Origin of the sequence: Bradyrhizobium sp. RDM12 (genome assembly GCF_051917485.1) — a bacterium.
Classification (GTDB): Bacteria; Pseudomonadota; Alphaproteobacteria; order Rhizobiales; family Xanthobacteraceae; genus Bradyrhizobium.
This window is the reverse complement of the sequence record NZ_CM133064.1, coordinates 8064647-8086764: the sequence shown is the minus strand read 5'-3', so window position 1 is coordinate 8086764 and position 22118 is coordinate 8064647. Positions and strand designations below refer to the sequence as shown.

Below are 22118 nucleotides of genomic sequence, written 5' to 3'. Positions count from 1 at the left end.
CAATCCGCCGGCTCATTTGCCTCTCGCGCTCTGCTCCTCCGATCCCGTTCCTGCGCGCCAGTGTCAATGGCTGTCCTGTTGCTCGTAATGTCTCCTCCTCGATAGCTCTGGGGTTATGTCGGCCTGGCATCCAAGGCGTTCACAATCGTCAGTGTCTTCATAACGTGCCCCCTCTTAGGAGCGCAAGGCGCGTCGCGCTCTTCCTGAGGTGCTCAGGGCCACGAGAAGAGATCACGATGCCAGAAATGAAACAGACCAATCTGCTCCGTCCGTTCGGTCACAAACATTCTTTGTTCAATGATCGACATGTCTGTTTGTTTGCGGTCTTAGAATCGACGTGCCGTCTTCAATGTTGTGGCTCACCAAATAGGCTTGCCTTCAGCCGAAGGGGTCCTTTTGGCAGTCTCGCGAGGCTCGCCACTCTCTGATCATAGCGAACCGCTTCTTCTGGAGGTCGGCCTCAAAAATGGTAAGCTTTGGCGAGCGACAAATCAGGGGACGGCGAAAGGCCTTATCTTAGGATTCGATCAGCTTGAATCTTGTCCGGTGTCTGACAGTCACGCCGCTTCTGCCAGCTTGTTGTTGGCAAACCTCAGCTTTTCAAAAACCCAATCAGTAGCGAACATGAAGATGGCTTTGGCACGGCTGTTGCTATTGAGATGCAGCTACGCAATTGGCTCACGTAGATGCGCAAGACGAAGGATGCTCTCTTTCCATCGTGTGCATCGTTTTGAGAAAGGAAACCCAGAGCGCACGCAGCAGGCGCGTGCGCCAGTTACCGGATTCACGACGATAGTGCGAACGAGGCAGCAAATGCTAGCACCGTAGGCAATCCCACCGCGACGGCCCGCCGTCGAACCCTTGCTGGTGCGCTAGGCTCTCCGGTGCGAGCAGTTGGAGAGCGATGAACTCTTCAGAGCCAATGGCGCCAGAGCGTCTCGGCCGTCTCATCTGGCGTTGCTGGTTCTGCGGTCAGCGCATGCTGCTGTCCCGAAGCGAGTAGGGCAGGTGGGGTATCTTATCTTCTTCGGGCGCTCGATCGACTCTGGCAGCAACAACTGTAAAGTGTTCTTAGCGCCACTACGTTGACTTGGTACACCCATGACTAACGAACCCAATCTCAGTATTGACCTGGAGATTCGCAGTAACCCTAACATCGAGTTCGATGTCCAAGGGTTTGAGGGAACAGAGTGCATTTCATTGCCGTTCAGCTACGTGATTCACGCCACGACATCGAGCGATGTCGACACCGGCGCCTTGATAGGCGCGTGCGCCAAGCTGTCTGTCAAAACTGCATGCGGGCGATGGATTACCTCGGGCCTGTGCGCCCAAGTCGAGGAGCTCGATCCAACGGTGACTGATCTACGGGTGCTCCAGGTTGTCCTGCGGCCGCGCTTTGCAGTCGCCGAGCTCTCCAAAGCGAGCCGCATTTATGGCACTGGTCAATCCATGGGCGTCGATGACATCATTAAGCAGAGGCTCAACAAAGCGAGCATCAGCATTCCGGCCGAATACAATCTTGATCGCTATCCGAAGCGAAATTATGTTGTGCAATACAACGAGAGTGATTTGGCGTTTATTTCTCGCCTTTGCGAGCGGAACGGAATTTTCTATTTCTTTAAGCAGGAAGACGGCGGTGAAGCCGTCGTCTTCGGCGACAACAATCTGGCATTCGCCAGGATCGAGTTCGGAACCAAGTCGGCGATTCTATATGCGCACCAGTACGGGCGCATGACATCACGAGGCGCCAATGAAAGCGCCGTTCGGTCATTTCGCCAGCGCCGGGTTCTCTCGACAAAGACGATCGCACTCCGCGACTACAACGAAACGGCCCCTTCCATCGTGTCCGTCGAGGAGACAGTTGGACAAGGCAGTGGTTTCCTGGGCAAGGCCTCGCTCTTCGGTGGGCATTTTACTGACGAAGCGGAAGCGACCACGCTCGCCCGACGTCGAGCCGAGCAAATCTACGCCGCGCAGACAATGTATATCGCCCACAGCGACGCACCGCAGCTGCGCGCTGGCGTCATCTTCGAATTGCAGGGCCATCCAACTTTCGATGGTGAGTACCTCGTTATTGCCGCGGATCACTCGGCCTATCGCCCGGCGCCGACTGGATTCCGGGCGTCCGTTCGGAATGGGCGAGCCTACCAGAACATGGTCCATTGCATCCGCTCGGACGTGCCCTATCGACCGGTTGCGATGACGCCTGTGCCTTTGGGCGTCGGGCTCCACATCGCCACGGTCGATGGAGAAGCCTGGAATGGGCGTGCCGAAATCGACGACCAGGGCCGCTACAAGCTGCAGTTTACATTCGCCTGCGAATTGGCAGAAGGGCGTGGCAGCGACCACGTGCGCAAGCTCGAACCTTACGTAGGTCCGAATCAAACCGGCTTGCATTGTCCGTTGGTCCCCGGAACGGAAGTGCTGGTCGGCTACCTGAACGGCGACATTGACCGGCCGGTCGTGATTGGCGCAGTCTACAACCTGGATATGAAGGGAGGAGTGACCTCGGACACGCACTTGTTCAATCGCCTCAAGTCTCAATCTGGCGCCTCGATCGAGATTTACGACGGACCCGCGTGATTTCGTCACTTCAGGGCGCTTTATGACTGTCTGGCGCCCAGCGACTCACGAGGTAGACCAGCTATTGGAAGCGGTCGCCAATACGGCACGCGCGACGATCCTGCCGACGGCATGGATCAACATTCCATCGCCGTCGGCCGATGGCATTCGTTCGCTGCGGCTTCGTGACGGACGAGAATTGCGCCTCAAGGTGTCCACGCATTGCCTCAAGCAGGAAAAACGCGGTGCTCGCGCGGTGCTTGTCTACGCAGTGCAGGGCCATGCTGTTGTCGATAATCGCATGGGTTACCGGGTGACGGGGCAGGCCGTCCTTGACGTTGCCACACGTGCGTTTCTCGATCTCGAGTGTCAGCTGGAACGGGGCGGTCCCGTTGCGCCGTGACAGCTCGCTGTCACGATTGCAACGACATCGTCGCTTGATCGTGTCGTTATCTGGACCTGTTCTCTCTTTAATCGTCAAGTCAGGGAGGACTGCAAAGTAGGGTGCCGGGTGCGCACGGCTTTTGGCACAAATGTTGCGATGGCCATTGTGTCGGCGCATGCCGAGAGCCTCGGAGGCAAAACATGTCACTTGAAGCCTACATGACAGTCAAAGGGAAGAAGCAGGGCGACATCTCCAAGGATGCCTCCAAGCCGGATAGCATCGGGCAGGTGGCCAAGGGTGATGCTGATAAGCAAGGGAAGATCACTGTAGTCGCCTTCACCAGCCGCATTGTCGTTCCGCGCGACATGACGAGTGGTGTCGCCACGGGCGCTCGTAACCACCAGCCGGTGCTCTTCACCAAATTCTTTGATCGTGCCTCGCCGCTGCTATGGCAGGCGCTGGCCACGAACGAGGTGCTCGAAGAAGTGGTCTGCGAGTTCTACCGCACCGATCCAGGTGGCATGCCGCAACCGCAGAAATTTTTCAAAATAAGCTGGAAGAATGCGACGTTAGTCGAGGGCATGGCTTATATGCCACTGACGATCGATCCGAAGAACAACTTCTATCAGAACATGGAAGAGTGGTCGTTTAGCTACAAGGAGGTGAAATGGGAGCACGCTCCCGGGAGCACCACAGGCGAGGATAAGTGGTGAGAACCCTTCGACGTATTGCGCTGTCGCCGTTTTCCGGCTCGCCAAGCCGAGGACGGTGACCTGGTTGTAGGCATCATCCAGAAAATGGTGGACGAGCACATTCGACGCGTCGCAAGAATCGGATGGGCCATGCTGAGTCCGTTCGACGGCAGTGTGTGGATAGTGCAAAGAATTGAGTACAGTCCAGCTTTGCTCGACAGAATGTTGAATCGTCTGGGAGTTTTAACTGCCATTGCTGATTGGTGCATCGAGGCGGGACGGATTGATCAAGCGGGCTCACATGCCCGCTGATCGGACGAGTTGTTCGATGCACAACGCAGAGACGCGGCATACGCAGCTGGTTCATTTGTCGTCTAGGCGTCGCTGTGCATCACGTCGATCGCGTTCGCAGCGTAAATTTGCGCTTGTGTCCCCGAACAGGGTGCCGGCATAGTAGTGTGGATCCCGCGTCATGAACATGAGATGCGAATTGGGAATAACCAGCCTGACGGCGTTGGGGATTTAAACAGCGTATTTGGAGTGCCTAGACAGCTTAGCCCGATGACCGCGTTCCTCTCGCGGGGCGACGCCGGGGGAATCGCGCATCAACGAGCGACGCTCCTGAGGCGGTTTGCTGGAGCACGAGACAGGTCCGATCTCGTCGCGCGCATGCTTCCCAACAGATGGCAATAGAACTGGCCTGTCATCGCTTGGTCGATCATGGTACCTGACAGGGCGTGTTTCTCTCTGTCACCTGCATGAATCGATTTGAACGACGACGGGAGTCATCGACTGTCCGACGCCTATTTTAGCTCGAGACCAGCTGAAGTCGTTCCTTGAGAAGGTAATCCGAGCGGGAACGGTTGATTTTGTTAAACGGGATTCATCAGATTCTCCTCCGAATCTGACAGGTCAGACGGTGACCCCTAGGTTGAGACGTTCTCTCATGGACGACCAGTTTCGTGCATCGCCGTTCGGGTTTCGCTGCGAGGTGGCGCGCATGCACCAAATGAATCAGCGATGGCCGGCACTGTCTCTTGTCGGATGATGAGCTTCCGCCTGGTTCAATACTCAACGTTTGCGGTGATTCCGATTTTACTATCATCCCAAGGTGATCGTCTCGAACGTGACACTTTCTTTGCGTTCCAGGTGCTCGAGCACGTGCACGATGCGGTCGAACCGTTTGGCTATCCAGGCCTCCCGCCGATCGGACTCGTCTGGAGAAGGGAGCGCCAACCGCAGCTTCAGCAACCAGCGACTTGGGCTTGCCGCGATGCTGCGCGAGCGCGCCGCTCACTCAATCGTTTCGGCGCAGCAGGGTCTCGAGCCGTCGCCGACCTTCGTCAATCGCGCCGGACCATTGGCCGAACCGTTCCTGCACGACAACCGCGAATGAAGGATACCACAGTGGCTTGCCTTCGGCGTGGGCCCAATACCAGGGATAACCGCGCGGCACGAAGACCACGCCAGGAACGCCAAGCGCTCCGGCGACATGGATGGCGAAGCTGTCGGGCCCCACCACCGCATCGAGATTGGCGATTGCTGCGATCAATTCCGCCGGTGACTCGATGTGCACACCAGCATCGATCGGGCGGCTCCATCGCTTCATGTCATGCCGTCGCGCGTCGGTCATCAAACTAACAAGCGTCACCGGGTGAGGAGGCACGGCGGAGATCTGCTCCATCGATAGACCGAGAGCGCCGCCCTCCCACACGATGCCCACTAAAGGTCTTGGGAAGGCGGACAGGGCATCGCGCCATTTGGCGAACAGCTCGGCCCCGGGACGCAGATAGGGAATGCCGTCGGCGATGGTCCCAGAGTCGGTCGACGGGACGCGCAATAGCGATTGCAGCGGCGCAGCTGAGAGACCGGGCCGCGGCTCGTCGGGAATGACCTGCTCGGTTAGGTTCGTAAGAAGAGCTTGATAGCGTGGCTCCGCGACTACATACACATCTTGCTGGCTCGTCAGCCGCCCCAAGAGGCGAACGAGCGCTACGAATTCTAGGGCGCCCGTCGCCGGCGGTACGGCTATTCGCGTCCCAGGCGCCAAGACGACCGGATCGGATCTCGGGAAGCGACCGACTGTCAATTCAAGCGTTATCTGCAGAGACTTCGCTGCTTCATCCCCTGGTCGTGTGTGCACGACGTGGCCGACAAGCGTGAGAGCTTCATCGAACCGGCCAACGAGCTGCAGGACACGGGCCAGAGCAAGCGCGGCGGAGGGATCCGATTTGCGCGCGCGAACGAATTCCGCCAGTTGGGCAATGCCTCGGTCCATCTCACCCTTGGCAATCGTAACGCGGGCCATGATTTCGCGGGCACCAACGTGAGCCGGCGCATAGGCGAGCAACTTCTTGCAGGTGGCCTCCGCTTGCGGCCAAAGTCCAGTTGCGGCGCGGCAATAAGCCAGATGCAACAGCCCGGCCGTATCGAGCGGGGCGCGCAGATGCGCGCGTTCGGCAAAGTTGAGCGCCTCGTCGAAGCAGCTGCGTTCGAGCATGAGCACCGATAAATGCCCCAGCGCATCAGGATCCTCCGGAGCAATCTCAAGCGCACGAAGCAGGACGGCCTCAGCCGACGCGCTGTGGCCCAGGGCGAACTCGAGGGCGCCGAGTTGAATGAGGGCGCGCACATTCGCCGGCTCCTGTTGGACAACGCTCTCCGTCATCGTGCGGGCTTCCGCGACGTTGCCGCGGCTCAGCATGGCATGAGCGAGCGCTAGCTTGATCTCCTCGTTGCGCGGGGCGAGAGCAGCCGCGCGTTCGAGGCAGATCATCGCCTCCTCAGCGCGGCCGAGCAATTCGTGGGCGATGCCGAGATTGGTGGCGAGGCCAGCGTGTTCGGGGTAGATAGTCGCCGCTTCCGACAGCATCTCGAACGCAAACTCGGTCCGCCGCCGCGCAAGCGCCAATGCGGCCCTCGCATTGAGCATATCGGGATCGCTTGTGGTGGCGACCTCATCCAATACCGCCTCCGCCTCCTCGAGACGGCCGGCCGCAATAAACTCCTGGACCGTTCTAACCCGCTCTTGCTGGCTCGGAGCCGGCATATCTGTCGACAGCATCTGCCTTATGCTACCGTGACACGTTTGCCGTCGAGGCGGAGATCCTCGCTCACCGCGATGACTTTGCTGTGGGCCATCTCGGAGGCTATGCCGGTGACCCTAGTGGCCTGGGTTTCGGTCTGCAACGAGTCGATACGCTCGATCACCGCGACACGCTCGACTGCCTTTACCGTAAGCGACTCGGCGCTCGTTTCCTGGATTCGTGCCGAGCATCGGACACGATCCGCGATCAACGTGTAGAGCTTGCCGATCCAGGTGCCTTTGTTCGCGAGCACGGCAAACAGCTTAGCCTGCAGATCCATACTATCGGCGCGCAAGGAGAGGCGCTGGCGCGCTGCGATAGTGATGGTCTCGCCTTCGATCGACATGTTGCGCCCGCCGGGCAGGCCGACCATGCCACCATTGGAAACCGTCCGATCGAGCACGGTCACGACGAAGGCTTGCTCCACATTAGTGAAGAGGAGTACCATGTCCCCTGGCATAGGCCGGACCAGGCAGCCAGCAGCCACCATCGCCGTGTGACGAGCGCCAGCCACTTCGAGCTCCACTGCCGTGCCATCGCCGCTGACTTCCGCGACACGGGCTGCGTGGTGTCCAGGTTCAAGCAAGCACTCGGCCGTTGCCAATATGTCGGTGCTTCTGGCACGGATCGTCATCGTCATTCTTGTTCTCCAGCCGGCTACATGAAGTTTATAGATTTCTTTTGTACGACTTCCTCATTGCCAGTGCTGGACATGATCTCAGCTGCTCGAGTCACAAGCTCGTGCTGTTCTGTGCTTAACCTTCCCTGCCGAAATTCGTCTTCCGTCACGGACACGCTCGTCTTGCATACCCGTCCATCGCGGCCGACCACCTTCAAGTCGTCAACCGGCGCCAGCTTGAAATCGCTTGTCCTGAGAATCTTGGTATCACTGTCAGCCGAGTTGAAATTCGGTCCAAAAACACACTTGACCGAATTGCCAATCACTTGCTTGATGTCGTTTCCTTCGACAATGTCGAGTTTGTTGCCGATCGTTACAGAGTTCTTATCACTGAGATTGAATGAACATTCTCGCGAAATCTTGAAGGTGAAAGCTTCCCCAAAGAACATGCTCACGTTGTTTCCCATCGTTAGCCTGGTAGCTGCACCTCGCATGCAGGTGAATTTGGTGCCTTGAAAGAATTCCTTGGTGTCGCCCATCGTCTGCTTTTCCGAGTTGCCGCCGGTCGTTTCCAGCTTGTGGCCCCTGTTGATCAGCTTCACGTCGTTTGAGGCTGTCAGGATGATGTCTGCGGGCGTCCCATCAGCGCCCGCACTGATTGACACGCCATTCTCGGCGGAGATCTCATAGGTGCCTTTCGGGACCTTATGTTGGGAGTTCCCGTTCGTGACCTCCGTGGTCTGCCCGCGACCGACTTTCAGAAGCACGGCGCCTACGACGTTTGTCTGAAAGTCCTTATCGGTGAAGGCAAGTATGCCGGCATTGTCGCTTTGATGTTTGCTGGTCACGGCCGGATTGTCGCCGATCACCGTACTGAGACCCGTCACAAGCCGTTCTTCTTCGTCCGAATAAGAGCCGAGGCGCAGGTAACTCGACTTCGTCGGGGGAGAAGACGGTATTTCTGGAACGACCAGTCGCATATAGGCATTCGGCATTGTGGAGGTCTCCAGGCGTGTGGCGGTCGGCAGCTTAGCGCTGGGCCATCAAGCGGGTTTGAGATGGGGATATCGAAAGTCCGAATCCGTTCGGGTTGGCGCCGTTCTGCTTGGTCGGCATCCCCATTTTGCTGGCCGGTGACCCACCGATTGACAAATTGTCCGATCCGGCTCTGGCGCGGCCCGGACCCATGACAACGCCGGAAATGACGCCGAGACCCACACCGGCGTTGTCACCCATCGATATCACGCGCTCGGTCGTCATGTTGTGCGCAGGCATACACATGATCAGGCACCGTGCCTGCGTGGGAATAGCGGTCGTGCTGACACTGATGTTGGGATAGGGGGTGGGCAAGACGGCGGGACCGAACGGCGTGTTGCAGACGTCGGGAAAGGCATGATCCTCCGCCGGGATCGGGCCATTTGAATTGACATAAGTCATCTGTCTAGCACACTCCGTTGAAAAAAATAACTCGGCTTGCATCGTACAGTTCGGCGATGGCGCGTTCCGGCACAGTCTGTAGTGTACTCCCATGCTGGGTCGCGAACAGACTGCCGTCGGTCGACGCGCAATGAAAGTCAGTCCGCAGGAAGTGCGAGCCGGAAAAGTCGCTGCCGTCAACCTTGGCGTGGTGCATCAGCGCGTACGACATGTCGGCGCCGGCAAACGAGGCGAACTTTGCCGATGCACGTGTGAAAACGGATGTCCGCAATTTTGCGCCAGAAAGATCGCTGCCGTCGAGGCACGCCTCCAGGAAGATGCCTTGCGACAAATCAGCATTACGCAGCTTTGCGGATCGCAGGTTAGCCCTGACAAACAGCGTGTTTGGGGCAATCGCGCTGGAGAGGTCGGCGCCCATGAGGCTCGCGCCCGTCAAAACCGAACCGGAGAGATCCGCTCCGGATAGGTTTGCGCGATTCAGCTTGGCGCCGCTCAGGTTGGCTCGCGCGAGCATCATCCCGGAGAGATTCCGCCCGACAGGTTGCATTCCGAGAAATGGATCGTGTCGCAACGCAGACCCGTGAGCTGTGCACTGCGCAAATCGGCCCGCGTTATGGCGGCGTTCATCAGCGTAGCGTTATCGAGCACGACATTGGCCAACCCGCAATCCATGAGAGCGCTTTGAGATAGCGTGGCCCCGCGTAGAGCGGTGTGGGCCAACACGCAGCGCATCGCTGTCGTCTGGCTGAGCCGCGATCTGCTGAAATCGCTACGGCTCAAATCCGATGACATGAATGTCGATTGGGTGAAGCGGGCCCGCCGCCAGTCGGATCCGGCAGCGCGGCAACTTACGAAGGTGCATTTATCAAGGCAAGCGTCGGCGAAGGACGCGCCGCTGAAGTCGCAGTCCTGAAACGTCATGCCAGTCAGGCGGGCACCCCTGAAGTAGCTGCTGCGAAAAGATGAACTCAGCACAATGCCATCGTGAAGGCTGCGTCCAGATAAAGTCTGGCCATCGAGGTCGACTTCGCGTACGGGGAACTTATGGGCGATCGACTGCAATAAGGAATCAAGTGACATGGCGCGTGACCAGGATGGTGCGGTCGATATTTGCGTTGCTCAAGTCAGCCGCGACCAAGGAGGCATCCATCAGGTCCGCGCCATAGAGGTTTGCATGGCGCAGGCTGGCGCCGGTCAGGTCGGTCTGATTGAGGTGTGCCTCGAGCAGGTTGGCGGCATAGAAATCGGTGCCGCGCAGATCGTTGCCGGTGAGGACCGCGCGCTTCAGCGATGTCCTTCGGAAGGTCGCGCGCGCCAGCGTCGACTTGCCGAAGTAAACGCCGTTCAGTCGGGCCATGGTGAAGTCGGTGCCACTGAGGTTGGCCGCCTGAAAAGAGAGCGCCTCGGCGCTGCTGCGGCCGAAATGCGCGTCGCGCAGATCGATGTCGCCGATGAAGCTGACTTGGTCAAATTGCGAGCTCGAGAGATCAAGTTGGGGCGCTGCCACCTTGAGAAAGCAGGTTTGCTCAAGTCGCGCGCCAGCGAAGCTCGCACCAGATAGCGATAAATCCATGAATTGTCCGCGCTCAATCGTGGCGTTCCGCCAAATGCTGTTATCGAGGGCGGCCTTGATGAAGGAGCATTGACGTATTTGGGCAAAGCGGAAGGTTGCCCCGATCATCGGTATCCGCAATACCTGGAGCTCGCCAAGGCGCGCTTGGTCGAAGCATGCGCCCACCATGCGCGCGCCGAGAAGATTGGTGCGCACAAGTCGGGTGCCAGCGAAACGCGTTCCGCGGCAATCGGCTTCGTTGAGATTGGCTTCGGTGAGATCAGTCGCGCTTAAATCAGCGTTGATGAGCGTCGCGCCGGTCAGCGCGGCCTTCATCAGTTTTGCACCGGCCAGGTTGGTCCCATTCAGCTTCGCACGTTCAAGGAACGCGCCGGAGAAGTCCACATTCGCGAATTGCCGCCAAGAAAGGTCGGCGCCGGCGAGATCCCGACCGGCAACCCTGCCGCCGCGCCGGAGCTCCTCTTCCACGAGATCGCCCAGCGCGCGTGCGACAGCTGGCGCCAGCGTCGTTTCAGGCCTGAGCGGTTTCGGTGAGGCGAGCCTTGCCGAGGCTACGCCGGCTGCCAACTGTCCTTCCGCTTTGTCGACGTCTGTCCGCAGCGCAGTCAAGGCTGTCGTAGATGCGGTCTTCGCCACGGCGATCCCTGCTGCGGGCTCATCAGCACTTGCCGTTGGATGCGTCGCACTTAAGGCCTCGAACGGCGGGCGGTCATCGGACGGTAACGCAGGAATGGCCCTTCTGAGCGCCGCTTCAGCATCGGCGAGCGCCGTACGCGCTCGTTGGGCGGCGTCAGGCGGTGTCTCGGCGGCCCCGATCTGCGCCAGTATCTCGTCAATGGTCAGGCGCAGCGGCGTCTCGGGTGCGACGCTCCGCGCTTCTTCCGGCAGGACCAGCGCAGGAATATCGGGAAGTGAAAAGGCCTTATCCGATATGGCATTGCGTATCGGTTCGAGCAGTCGTCCCGCCGCCAGGTTAAGGAAGCGAGCATGTGCGAGTTCAAATTGCTTTTGCTCGTCGAGCGGCTGCGGTGCCGCACCAAGGATTTCGCCACGCCAGTTTTTCGCCCGCGCGAGCTTGTGTTCGATATCGCCGGTGAGGGCCGGATCAGCGTCCGGCAGCGCATGGAGTGGCGCAGCTTGCTCAAAGCTTGCGTCCATCGACTGCGCAGCGTCCGAGGAAGAGATCGCGGCAAGCAAGGCGTCGATATCGCTCGATGCGGCATTTCCACCGGCAATCTTTTCATAGGCAGCACGTATGGGTTGATATTTGGCGTCAAGCTTGTCGATATCGGATTCTGCCTTGGCTTGGACCGTCTCCAACGCGTCGAGGATTTCGGCCAATTCGATCTCGCCGCTATCGAGTTCCTCCGGTAACAATTCCGGAATGGTTGATGGTTCGATCGGCGGTATCTCGATCGTCGGGCGCAGCAAAGGCGGAAGCTCAATGCGGGCGAACTCCTGATCGAGCGCCAAGCGCATCGATGCCAACTGCCGTGCTGCGCGCTGTTCGGCCAAATGGCGACGCCGCGCTACGCGGCGTTCGCGTTCGGCAGCTGAAATCTCAGGGACAAGTTGACGTTCCGAAAAGGCATAGCGTGCGGCGCTCGCCGGGTCGAGCCGCAGCTTACGGACATTCAGATAATGATCGGACGGCCGCGCGGGTTCGCCCTGTTGCTCGTACGCGACCATAATATCGCCAACGTCGCTACCGTCCAATTCGTGCACGGCGATCGCGGCGCGGTAGATCATGACGCCGCGGCGGGCTCCCGCGAACAGCCACAGAGTATCGATGCGCGTCTGTAGTTCGGTGACGCCGCGCGTCGCGTCGCTCCAGCCGATGAAGCAGCGCACGCGAAAGGTCGGCAGGCGGCCTTCGATAATCGGATGTTCGGCGGAGAAGTTCTGCAGCGCGTAGGGTTCTCCGCCGCAGATGAAGCCGTTCATGCGTTGGTCCGGCGGAGCGAACAGAAAAAGCCGCGGATCGGCATCGATCGCCAAAGCGGGGGCAACTGATGTCAGCCACGCGGCGTCATAGGTTCCCGCGTATTGTAGGCGCTCCTTATCATCAATCGCCATTGGTCCGAAGGTTGCGGGCGGTACGATTGTGTCAATGAACTGAATCGCTTGCTCGGGGCGTTCCAGGTTGGGCAGCGCCACCAGTTCGCCGGCCATGCTGCGGCGGAGAGCCTCGTGGCCGGCGCCGACCCGGTTCGCCGCGCAGCCAGATCCGCCGAACGCGCGTTGGCGCGTTAGTGGCATTTGCCGGAACGGTCGCGCGGCTGTCGGTCCCCAGCCGGAGGCGTTCATCTGCCAATAGCGGTCGCCAGTCACCAGAAGGTGCTTCTGGATCGGTCCGAGCGTCCAGCCCAACATCATGCGCTCGGTCGGCCGCCCGTCAGGGGCCGCCGCATGTCCGCCGATGAGCACCTCGGCTTGCGGCTTGGGCATGCCGATGTCGAGAGGGTTGCCGGGCGCAAGCTCCTTCCCGGTCATAGCCCAAAGCTCCTGGTCCCCCTGTAGACGATCGGCGCCCGGGTTGGCGAGGTCGAACATCGCGAACACCGAAATGATGAGGCTGGCCCCTGGAGGACGACGCTCGCATTTGGTCAACAGCCCCAATGTGCGTGGCTTTACAAGAACGGGCATGAACCCTGCCAAGACGATTTTTGTCCTTTACCAATATTTCTCAATCGTGACGGACGTTCGGTCCGACTATGCGAACGCGTCTTTGTGTCACATACCAAGTTGGGTAGGCAGCAATTCAGCTCAGCTTTGCGTAAATGGCCGCTGCGCACCGCAAGCTTGATCGTCGAGAAGCCGCGATTTGCTTCTGCGGCACCTTCATCGGGCTTGGTGGCCGCTCGAGCGGGCAACATAGAAGACCGCATAGCAACTTGCGGCTATCGCCGAAAATTACAAACCCTTATGTCTGCAGAAAAATCTCTGCTCGCCATGAAGCGCTCGCGAGACGAAGCTGTCGGTGAACCGGGCCCGCAATGACCACCTTTGTTTTGCGGGCCAGCGAGGGCAGGCGCGGCACGCCCCTTATTCGAGCCGAGTCGCTGTGTTTAGTAACAGCCGAAGCGCAACACGAAATCGTCGAGGCACGATCGGGCGTCTGCTCGCAAATCTTCGGCTATCAAGTGTGACAAATTGATCGAACGCCGTCGTAAACGGTAGATCATACGTGAAAGGATGACTTGTGAATCTCGTCGTCGTGTCGAACCGGATTGCCGGCAGCGACGTGAATGAACCCAAGACAGGCGGGCTTGAGGCGGCGCTGCTTCCCGTGGTGCAACAATCCGGAGCAATTTGGGTAGGGCCAAGGCGTCCGTCGGAGGCTGAACCCGATGTCATGGCGCTCGGCGGAGGTAAGCTCGTGCGGGTGAATTTGCCTGCCGAAGATTATCGCCGCTATTATGAGGGCTTTGCCAATTCGGAACTATGGCCGGCATTGCATTCGCTGAAAGACCGGATGTCCCTCACGGACGGCGACTATGACAGTTATCGCAAAATCAACGTCCTTATGGCGGACGCGCTGTTCAAGTACAGCGACTGGGACGCGTTCTGGGTGCATGATTATCATTTCCTCACGCTCGGCGCAGCGCTGCGTGATCGGGGCGTCGAGCAGCCGATCGGTTTCTTCCTTCACACGCCATGGCCGGCGCCCGATATGCAGCGGGTGCCGCCCGATGTCAGCGGGTGCCGCATCATCTCGAATTGACCAAATTGATCCTTGCGTATGATTTGATAGGCTTTCAGACGGACGAGGACCGGCAGAATTTCCTTGCCTGTGTCCGTGCCGATCTCGGGCTCCTACCAAGCGAAAAGGGTGTTGTGATCTCAGACATTGGTCGCGTAACCAGATGCCAAGTGTTTCCGATCGGCATAGATACCGACAAATTTGCACAATATGCTGCAGACGCGGGTTCGAATGCCGATGTCTCGTCGCTATTGGAAGGTCTCGAGCGTGAGAAGCTTGTCGTCGGCGTCGACCGGCTCGACTACACCAAGGGTCTCGACAATCGCGTTCGGGCGATCGATCACCTTTTGAACAAAAAGCCGCGCAGCATCTCGCTTTTACAGATCGCAACCTCCTCACGATCCAACATCAAGAGCTACCGGGATTATCAGAACGAGGTCGCAGCTCTTGTCGACGATGTCAACGCTCGCCATGGCGCGGACGGCTGGAAGCCGATCCGTCACGAAACGAAGCCTCAGAGTCAGATGGTGCTCGCCGGTCTCTACCGCGCCGCACGTGTCGGCGTGGTAACATCGTTGCGTGACGGGATGAATCTCGTAGCGAAAGAATATGTTGCCGCGCAAGACCCCAGCGATCCCGGCGTGCTGGTCTTGTCGAAATTTGTGGGCGCGGCCAAGGAGCTCGATGGGGCGCTGCTCATCGATCCCAACGACATCAAGGACATAGCAGACAACATTTCGACTGCACTTTCAATGGCGCAGCCCGACCGCATTTTCCGCTGGAAAAAGATGATGAAGAGGCTTCGAGAGTACCCCATCCAGAAATGGTCGGCGCAGTTTATCCTCGAGTTGGACAAAATTCGCGCCGAGAAACTCGCGGGACAGAGCCCGCGGGATGTGGGCGAGCCTAGCGGTTCGAAAGGAAAGGTCGAGGCGAAATTAGCTGGCGGGGCAAGCCATTCGGACCGCGCGCGGCAGTTGTCGCGTTCAGCGTTCGATATGCGGGCTAGGAGATTAGATGATTTCACACAAATCGTAGGCTTGGGCTGGAACCACGGTCATCAGCCGGCCCCGGACGTCCTGCTCGGCGAGCTGAATAGAGTAGACGCCTTCCCGAGGCCGTTCCAGCCGACGACAAATTTTTACATCCACGGTCATCCTTACATGGCGCAGACTGCGGGGATAAGGAGGTGACCCCCAACAATCCGCTGGGCGTCAATGTTATTCTCGTACCTCGGCTTAAGGGCGGCTGACAACCCTGCGTGAGTTGCAATCGGCGCCTATCGCTTGACTATCAAAGCTCTTCCGTCATCGCTGCCGTTATATATGCCATCGCTCCCGCCGTTCTTGCCTTTCCGTTTCACCGGATCGAGGCTCACCTTGGCGGCCGGCCGACGCTCTTTATCATCGACGAGGGCTGGTTGGCTCTCGATGACGAACGCCTGCGCGAATGATTGAAAACGCTGCGTAAGAAGGAGGTCTTCGTCATGTCCGCCACCCAATCCCTCCCGGATATCGATGGGTCGGCGATTGCGCCCGCCATCATCAGAGCTGTTCAACCCGAACCTTTTGCCAAATGACCGCGCAATTGATCCACAGATCTTGACAATCTATCGGCGCTTTGGGCTCAACGACCGGCAGATCGAGATTCCGGCCCAGGCAACGCCAAAGCGCGACTACCATTGGCAGTCGCGCCGTGGCAATCGCCTGTTCGAGCTCGGTCTTGGCGAGGTCGCGCTCGCCTTTACCGCCGCTCCTCCAAGACTGACCAGGCACTGGTCGAGTAGATCCTTGCCGAATACGGTCGCGATCGCTTTGTCTCCGGCTGGCTAAAGGCCCGTGACCTCGCCTGGGCGACCGATCTGATCCCGCATCTCGCCGAACTGGAGGCCCCGAAATGAACCGCCTCCGCCGAACTGCCGCCGGCAGCATTGTTGCGATCACTTAGCTCGCAGCTTCAAAACCTGCGTCGGCGCCGTTGGTTGTCCTCGATCCGAATAGCTATGCACACAACGTGCTCACCGCCGCTCGCGCGTTGCAGCGGGCGCAGGCCACGGTCGTCGGCAACGTCAACAATGACCGCCCCAGATCACCGCGGATTACCCGCGGTCTATAATAGTCCGTCCGGCAAATATCTGCTGATTCCCCAGGGTGCGAAACTGATCGGCCAACACGACAGGTCTGTCGCGTTCGGCCAGAGCCGCATCCTCTTGGTCTGGACCCGCGCCATCATGTCCGACGGCAACTCGATTGTGCTGGAACGCCAACCCGGCGCCTGCGGTAGCAGCCGCTGAGCTGGCGAGAGAGACGGTCCGAGGCGCTTCCTCAGACGGGGCGGTTTTCGCTTCTGCTCTTTACCGGCTCCATTTTGGCCAAGCCGTCCTCGTATGAGATCTCGGTGTATGATCCATCGATGTCCTTGGCCGCGTCGAGCAAGTAATCGAGCCTACCGGCCGTACCGAGCTTCTTGATGTCATTCTTGTCGACGCCGGCGAGGTCCATCATCTCCTTCCACACAGTGGATTCGTCGCAAGGCAGAATGCGGAAGGTGATGTCACCTATCTTGGTGCGGTACTTCGCAAGCAGATCAATGTTGTTGCAGAACATGAAATAGCTGCCTTTGGGGCTCAGCCTGCCATCCAGCACCTTTGCGGCCTCGGGTAGATACGCGAAGGAATGCAGATATCCGGCAAGAACTGGGATGGTCGGTTCGCCTTCCTGCGCGATTGCAAGAACTTGTTCGATGGAATAGTCCGGCGGTCGTTTTTCGTCGGCGAGCTGGGCTTGGAACTTCAGCGCGATGTCGCCTCGAAATCCAAATCGCCCCGACTTCGTCGTTTCACTCTTTAGCACCGCATTCAGCAACCGCCCCTCCTTGTCCAGCGGGCCAAGAGCGGTGTTGTCGATCGAGGTCATGGAAGGCTCCTCATCAAGTGTGGTGTGCACGCGTCGCCCAATGCGGCGTGTCCGCTACCTTCATGCAAGTTGTCTGCCGTCCCCCTGTGTCTGCCGCGACGTAGAGCGTAGCGGTGTGTTGGCGCGATGTGCATGGATCCCTGCTGGCACCATCACGCGGTCTCGGCCGCATGACGTCGGGACGCTGGAAAACCGCCTGTCGCGATCCGACAAGTCGCAAATCGAATGCTGGGCCCCTGCAGAACAAGCTGATTCCAGCTGCAGCTCAACTGGCATGGGATTTGCGATTTGTGCCTTGCGACAGAAGCGAGAGCGAACCAGAGATGATCAACCTGACGGAAAGCGCCATCAAGGCACTCAAGGCCGCAATCTCCTCGACTGCGCAGCCGGCAAGCGGTTTGCGGATCATGATCGAAGGCGGCGGCTGCCAGGGATTCGCATATAAAATGGGTCTTGCTCATGAGCCGAGCTGCGATGAGACCGTGTTCGAGCAAGGCGGGATTAAAATTTTCGTCGATAACGCGAGCCGGGCGCATCTCAACGGCACCACGATCGATTTCGTGGTGTCGCTCGAAGGATCAGGGTTCCGCTTCGATAACCCAAATGCCAAATCGAGCTGTTCCTGCGGCAAATCATTCAGCTGAGTCGCCTTGGGACCATTGGCAATGGAAGGAGCATCGAACATGGGCCTGAAGGCTGAACGGACGAAGCAGTGTTCGACTATCGAGCCTGCCGATCGCGAGCGGATTGTCCGCGCCGTGCTCGATGAGCTTCGGCCAAGCCTCAGGCGTGATGGGGGAGATTGTGAGCTCGTCGCAATAGACGGCAATAAGATCATGGTCAGGCTCGCCGGCGCTTGCATGGTATGCAAGCTTGCGGGCACGACGCTCGCGACCATTCAGGCGCGCTTGATCGAGCGGCTCGGCGAGTTTGTCCGCCTGATCCCGCTCCCCGGAGCTGCGAAAGTGAGGCATTAAGTGCAGAGCGAACTCTCCGTGCGGCCGATTTACCTCGACAATAACGCCACGACCCCTGCACATCCCTTGGTGGTTGCCGCGATGCTGCCGTTCTTCTCTGGGCAATTCGGCAATGCGTCGTCCGGGCATGCATTCGGCATTGAGGTTGCGCCCGCATTGACGCAGGCGCGCCGAAATGTGCAGGCTCTCGTTGGCGCGGCATTCGACCACGAGATCGTTTTCACCTCCGGCGCGACGGAATCTGACAACACTGCGATCCTGTCCGCGCTCGCCGTGCAGGAAGCGCGCGACGAGATCGTCACAACGGCCGTTGAGCATTCGGCCGTGCGGTCCCTTGCCGAGGAGCTGGGCCGACGAGGAATCAAGATCCATGTCATTCCGGTCGATGCAAGCGGTCGATTGGACATCGAGAGTTATGGCAACGCCTTGTCAGAGCGTACGTCAGTCGCCTCGATCATGTGGGCCAATAATGAGACCGGTACGATCTTCCCGGTGAAGTCCCTCGCCAAGATGGCGCGCTCAGTCGGCGCGCTCTTTCACACCGATGCAGTCCAGGCCGTCGGGCGGATTCCGATTGACCTGAAGACGACGGACATCGATATGCTGTCGCTCTCCGGCCACAAGCTCCATGGCCCGAAGGGCATCGGCGCGCTGTATGTGCGCAAGGACATTAGGTTCCGGCCGCTGATCTTCGGCGGCGCGCAAGAGCGGCGTCGCCGCGCTGGCACCGAAAATGTCCCAGGCATTGTTGGGCTCGGCAAGGCGGCGGAGCTCGCGGCGGCACACCTCATACAAGATCAGATCCAGATTTGCGCGCTTCGCGACCGGCTGGAGCGGGGCATTCTCGCTCTCGGCGGTTGCATCGTGCTTGGTGATATCAAAAACCGCCTGGCAAATACCTCTAACATTGCCTTCGAGCATCTCGACGCCGACGCCATCGTCCACCACCTGAATCGTGACGGAATTGCCACCTCACTCGGTTCAGCCTGCGCTTGCGGCTCGATGGAGCCGTCCCATGTCCTGCGCGCGATGAGAGTAGCACCGGCCTTTTTGCGCGGTGCGGTTCGCTTCTCGCTCTCGCGCGAGACGGCGCCGGATGAGATCGATCGGGTGCTGCAAGTCCTGGCGGACATCACTTCCAAACAGAGAGCCTTGTGGCGTGCGTGTCAGGAGCGCGCGGGCGAGAGTTCGCAACCTGCAGAGCCCCTATGAAGGTCATGATTCGTCGTTCGCCCGAGACAGGCCTTTCGATTTATGTACCCAAGAAAGATCTTGAGGAGCCGATTGTCGACTGGGAGCACGAGACGCTGTGGGGTGGTTGGATTAGAATCGCGAACGGCTGGGTGCTCGACCTACCGGCGATGGCGAGTGACACCACCCTACCAATCACCATCAACGCCAAGAAGCGCGGCGGCGAAGCAACCGAATGATGAATGCTGCGGTTCCACGGAACCTCGCCAACTGCCGGATGCTGAGCCGATTCTTCGCGGGGCGGTCCGGCACCTGCGGGGAACGCGACAACATTCCCTGGCTTGGGCCTGGCGTGACCGAGCGTGCTGATCGCTCGGGAAGCCCTCGCAGCGTTCCTCAGAACCAAGATCGCGGCGCGGTGCCAAAGGCAATCTAGGCCTGGGCGCAGCACTGAGGCGTCGGGCCAGCGATGGCGTTGATGGGGGGCAGCCTTCGACGCCCCCTCGCGGCCACATCCAGCCCGCTCGTTGTATTTTCGCGCGTCTTCACAGCGTCAGGCCAACGGCTGTAACTCCGCAACATTCAGTTTCAAGAGGATTGAATCTCGCGCCGGGCCAGGTCGTAAACTTGAAAATCGTGATGCGACGTCCGCCATGCAAATCCTTGAACCATCTCGAAGCTGCGCGCCAATACCAATACCAACGTTGTAATGAAGCATGGTCAAACAAAGAGCCTCGACGAACTCGCGAACTGGAAGGCCAACGCCCTCCGCTCCTGATGATGATCCCTATCTATGGTTGGAACAGATCGAAGGCGCGCGGGCGCTGAACTTCGTAAAGCGGCAGAATAGCAGAACGCTGGAGGTGTTTGGCGGACCGGCAGCGGAACGAGACAGAGATGCGCTGACCGCGATTTACGACCGGCCCGACAATATCCCCTATGTCACCCGGCGCGGCGGGTATCTCTACAATCTATGGAAGGACGCCAACAATCCACGCGGCCTCTGGCGGCGAACCACTCTGGAAGAGTATCGCAGGCCGAACCCATCATGGGACATCCTGCTCGACCTCGATCAACTCGCCGTCAGCGAAGGCGAAGACTGGCTTCTGAACGCCACGGCCGCACCGCCTGGAAATCATTCGCGGTGGATCTTGAGTCTATCGCGCGGTGGAAGCGACGCCGTGACTTTGCGCGAATTCGACACTGACACGAAGCTCTTCATCCACGATGGCTTTATCTTGCCCGAAGCCAAAGGCAGCGGCGTATGGCTCGATTCTGATACGCTGGTGTTGTTAAGCTCCCATGGCGACGGCATGGCTGCGACCACTGGTTATGCGCGCACGGTGAGGCTGTGGCGGCGTGGTACGCATGTTGACCAAGCGGCAGTGATCTTTGAGACCAAGGCCGCTCATGTGTCAGTCGGTTGCAGTGTTGACGACACTGTCGTGCCGCCCAGGATCTGGTTCCTCGATGCGACAGACGTCTTGAATTGCGTGGTCTGGCTCGGCGATGAAACGGGCGCCAAGACGAGGCTCGATCTGCCAAGTAACATCTGGATGCGGTCGCATCGCAACTGGCTTGCCCTGAAGCCGCGCGAATCCTGGTCTGTGGCAGGGCAGACCTATGCCGCGGATACGGTGCTCGTCATCCCGCTGCCGGCATTCCTGGCGGGCAGCGGCCAGTTCGAGATTCTCTTCGAGCCGGGCCCGCACCGTGCGCTGCAGAGCTTCTTTTGGAGTGTGGGCAAGCTCGTGCTTTGTATTCCGGACGAACTCCGACCAGTCTTCGAGATCTGCACGCCATCCGATCATGGCTGGAACCGCGAGCAATTGGGCGGCCTTCCTGATCTTGGCGTCGTCGACATCTGGTCTCTCGATCGCGATCCGTCCGAGAGCAATGGCGACTTGCTGGCCCACGTCGAGGATCCGCTCACCCCGCCGTCGCTCATCCTGATGGAGCGGGGCGTTGCCAGTCCCGCCGTGCTGAAGCAGGCGCCGAAGACATTTGCTGCGGAGCACTGCGTGGTCACGCGGCACGAGGCCATCTCGATCGACGGTGAGCGAATTCCCTATCTACAGACCGGTCCGGTCAGACAGACCGGCAACGCGCCGGTCCATCTGAGCGGATATGGCGGGTTTGGGATCTCCGTGAAACCGTATTACAATTCCGCGCTCGGTAAGCTTTGGCTCGACTGCGGCGGCACCACGGTTCTGGCAAATTTGCGCGGCGGCGGCGAGTTCGGCACGCGCTGGCACGACGCCGGCCGGCTGGCCGGCAAGAGATTGTCGCATGATGATTTCGCAGCGGTCGCCGTCGATCTCGTTAAGCGCGGCGTGACACAGGCCAAGCGGATCGCGGCCGAAAGTGGATCGAACGGCGGCATCCTCATTACCAACATGCTAACGCGATATCCCGAGCTCTTTGGCGCACTATTCTGCACGATCCCGCTGATCGACATGCGCCGCTACACAAAACTGCTCGCCGGGGCGAGCTGGCTCGCCGAATATGGCGATCCCGACAACGTTGAGGAGTGGGAGTGGCTGAAGACCTATTCTGCCTATCATGCCGCAAGACCCGGGCAGTCCTATCCACCGATCCTGATGGCTACGAGGCGGCGGGACGATCGCGTCCATCCCGGACATGCGCGCAAAATGTCAGCGAAGCTGCAGGCGATGGGCTATGAGGCTTATTTCTACGAGCATGCCGCTGGCGGCCACGGCTATGGCAAGGACAACAGGGAGCACGCCGGCTTGTTGGTGCTGGGCCTGCGTTTCCTGAAGAGCAGGATCGGCTGGCTGGATGCCGAGGATGTCAGCGAGGTAGCGTAGTTGTTGGATGGCAGCTCGTGCGATGTCGACCGAGGCGGCTGCAGCCTTGCGAATCTGATCGGCATCTACACCCGCACGTCCTATTCGAGATGCCAACCAACGTTTGGACGCACGGTCGAATTCGTGGCCGCCGCGACCCTGGCCATCAGG

General features: G+C 59.3%; 17 protein-coding genes and 3 pseudogenes. 11 read left to right on the top strand and 9 right to left on the bottom strand.

The features are described 5' to 3' along the window. The first annotated feature begins 1101 nt into the window (after positions 1-1101). From ACTGJ9_RS39105 to ACTGJ9_RS39095, 3 genes are all read left to right on the top strand, one after another. Complete coding sequence (locus ACTGJ9_RS39105; RefSeq protein ID WP_456675346.1) at positions 1102-2583, top strand: type VI secretion system Vgr family protein; 1482 nt, start codon at positions 1102-1104, stop codon at positions 2581-2583. 64 nt (positions 2584-2647) lie between these two features. Next, positions 2648-2965, top strand: a complete 318-nt coding sequence (locus ACTGJ9_RS39100) for a hypothetical protein (RefSeq protein WP_456675345.1) — start codon at positions 2648-2650, stop codon at positions 2963-2965. Between the two features lie 182 nt (positions 2966-3147). Continuing rightward, positions 3148-3660, top strand: a complete 513-nt coding sequence (locus ACTGJ9_RS39095; RefSeq protein ID WP_456675344.1) for an Hcp family type VI secretion system effector — start codon at positions 3148-3150, stop codon at positions 3658-3660. 1080 nt (positions 3661-4740) lie between these two features. Here the strand turns inward: ACTGJ9_RS39095 and ACTGJ9_RS39090 are convergent. The 8 genes from ACTGJ9_RS39090 to ACTGJ9_RS39055 are packed head-to-tail and all read right to left on the bottom strand — an operon-like array spanning position 4741 to position 12907. Then, entirely contained in the window at positions 4741-4890 is a 150-nt protein-coding gene (locus tag ACTGJ9_RS39090) for a hypothetical protein (protein WP_456675343.1), read from the bottom strand. Positions 4891-4936: 46 nt separating this feature from the next. Beyond that, positions 4937-6703, bottom strand: coding sequence for a tetratricopeptide repeat protein (locus ACTGJ9_RS39085; RefSeq protein ID WP_456675342.1), 1767 nt, complete (start codon positions 6701-6703; stop codon positions 4937-4939). A 5-nt stretch (positions 6704-6708) separates the two neighbouring features. Then, positions 6709-7365, bottom strand: coding sequence for a DUF3540 domain-containing protein (locus tag ACTGJ9_RS39080; protein WP_456675341.1), 657 nt, complete (start codon positions 7363-7365; stop codon positions 6709-6711). Positions 7366-7382: 17 nt separating this feature from the next. After that, positions 7383-8339: a hypothetical protein gene (locus ACTGJ9_RS39075; RefSeq protein WP_456675340.1), complete on the bottom strand. Its 957-nt coding sequence runs from the start codon at positions 8337-8339 to the stop codon at positions 7383-7385. 34 nt (positions 8340-8373) lie between these two features. Continuing rightward, complete coding sequence (locus ACTGJ9_RS39070) at positions 8374-8781, bottom strand: DUF4150 domain-containing protein (RefSeq protein WP_456675339.1); 408 nt, start codon at positions 8779-8781, stop codon at positions 8374-8376. 4 nt (positions 8782-8785) lie between these two features. Next, positions 8786-9298, bottom strand: a complete 513-nt coding sequence (locus ACTGJ9_RS39065) for a pentapeptide repeat-containing protein (protein ID WP_456675338.1) — start codon at positions 9296-9298, stop codon at positions 8786-8788. Continuing rightward, positions 9295-9861, bottom strand: coding sequence for a pentapeptide repeat-containing protein (locus ACTGJ9_RS39060; protein WP_456675337.1), 567 nt, complete (start codon positions 9859-9861; stop codon positions 9295-9297). Before ACTGJ9_RS39060 ends, ACTGJ9_RS39065 begins: the two co-directional genes overlap by 4 nt. Beyond that, entirely contained in the window at positions 9851-12907 is a 3057-nt protein-coding gene (locus ACTGJ9_RS39055) for a DUF2169 family type VI secretion system accessory protein (RefSeq protein ID WP_456675336.1), read from the bottom strand. The genes ACTGJ9_RS39060 and ACTGJ9_RS39055 overlap by 11 nt, the downstream gene beginning before the upstream one ends. Before the next feature lie 649 nt (positions 12908-13556). Here ACTGJ9_RS39055 and ACTGJ9_RS39050 point away from each other — a divergent pair. The 3 pseudogenes from ACTGJ9_RS39050 to ACTGJ9_RS39040 form a co-directional block, all read left to right on the top strand. Next, positions 13557-14950: pseudogene (locus ACTGJ9_RS39050) on the top strand (alpha,alpha-trehalose-phosphate synthase (UDP-forming)); the annotation flags it as partial. A 440-nt stretch (positions 14951-15390) separates the two neighbouring features. Then, a pseudogene (locus ACTGJ9_RS39045) lies at positions 15391-15957 on the top strand (conjugal transfer protein TrbE); the annotation flags it as partial. Positions 15958-16161: 204 nt separating this feature from the next. Further along, a pseudogene (locus ACTGJ9_RS39040) lies at positions 16162-16332 on the top strand (TrbI/VirB10 family protein); the annotation flags it as partial. Positions 16333-16381: 49 nt separating this feature from the next. Here the strand turns inward: ACTGJ9_RS39040 and ACTGJ9_RS39035 are convergent. Then, positions 16382-16972, bottom strand: coding sequence for a hypothetical protein (locus ACTGJ9_RS39035; protein WP_456675335.1), 591 nt, complete (start codon positions 16970-16972; stop codon positions 16382-16384). 323 nt (positions 16973-17295) lie between these two features. On the opposite strand from ACTGJ9_RS39035, the gene ACTGJ9_RS39030 reads away from it, so the two are divergent. From ACTGJ9_RS39030 to ACTGJ9_RS39010, 5 genes are all read left to right on the top strand, one after another. Further along, a complete protein-coding gene (locus ACTGJ9_RS39030; RefSeq protein WP_456675334.1) occupies positions 17296-17616 on the top strand; it encodes an iron-sulfur cluster assembly accessory protein in 321 nt (106 codons plus the stop codon). Positions 17617-17655: 39 nt separating this feature from the next. Continuing rightward, complete coding sequence (locus tag ACTGJ9_RS39025; protein WP_456675333.1) at positions 17656-17949, top strand: NifU family protein; 294 nt, start codon at positions 17656-17658, stop codon at positions 17947-17949. A gap of 18 nt (positions 17950-17967) precedes the next feature. Next, positions 17968-19161, top strand: a complete 1194-nt coding sequence (nifS, locus tag ACTGJ9_RS39020) for a cysteine desulfurase NifS (protein ID WP_456678765.1) — start codon at positions 17968-17970, stop codon at positions 19159-19161. Next, positions 19158-19379 (top strand): putative nitrogen fixation protein NifT, encoded by a 222-nt coding sequence (nifT, locus tag ACTGJ9_RS39015; RefSeq protein ID WP_456675332.1) that lies wholly within the window; start codon positions 19158-19160, stop codon positions 19377-19379. The genes nifS and nifT overlap by 4 nt, the downstream gene beginning before the upstream one ends. Positions 19380-19856: 477 nt before the next feature. Continuing rightward, on the top strand, positions 19857-21968 hold the full coding sequence (locus ACTGJ9_RS39010; protein ID WP_456675331.1) for a prolyl oligopeptidase family serine peptidase: 2112 nt from the start codon (positions 19857-19859) through the stop codon (positions 21966-21968). The last annotated feature ends 150 nt before the right edge of the window (positions 21969-22118 follow it).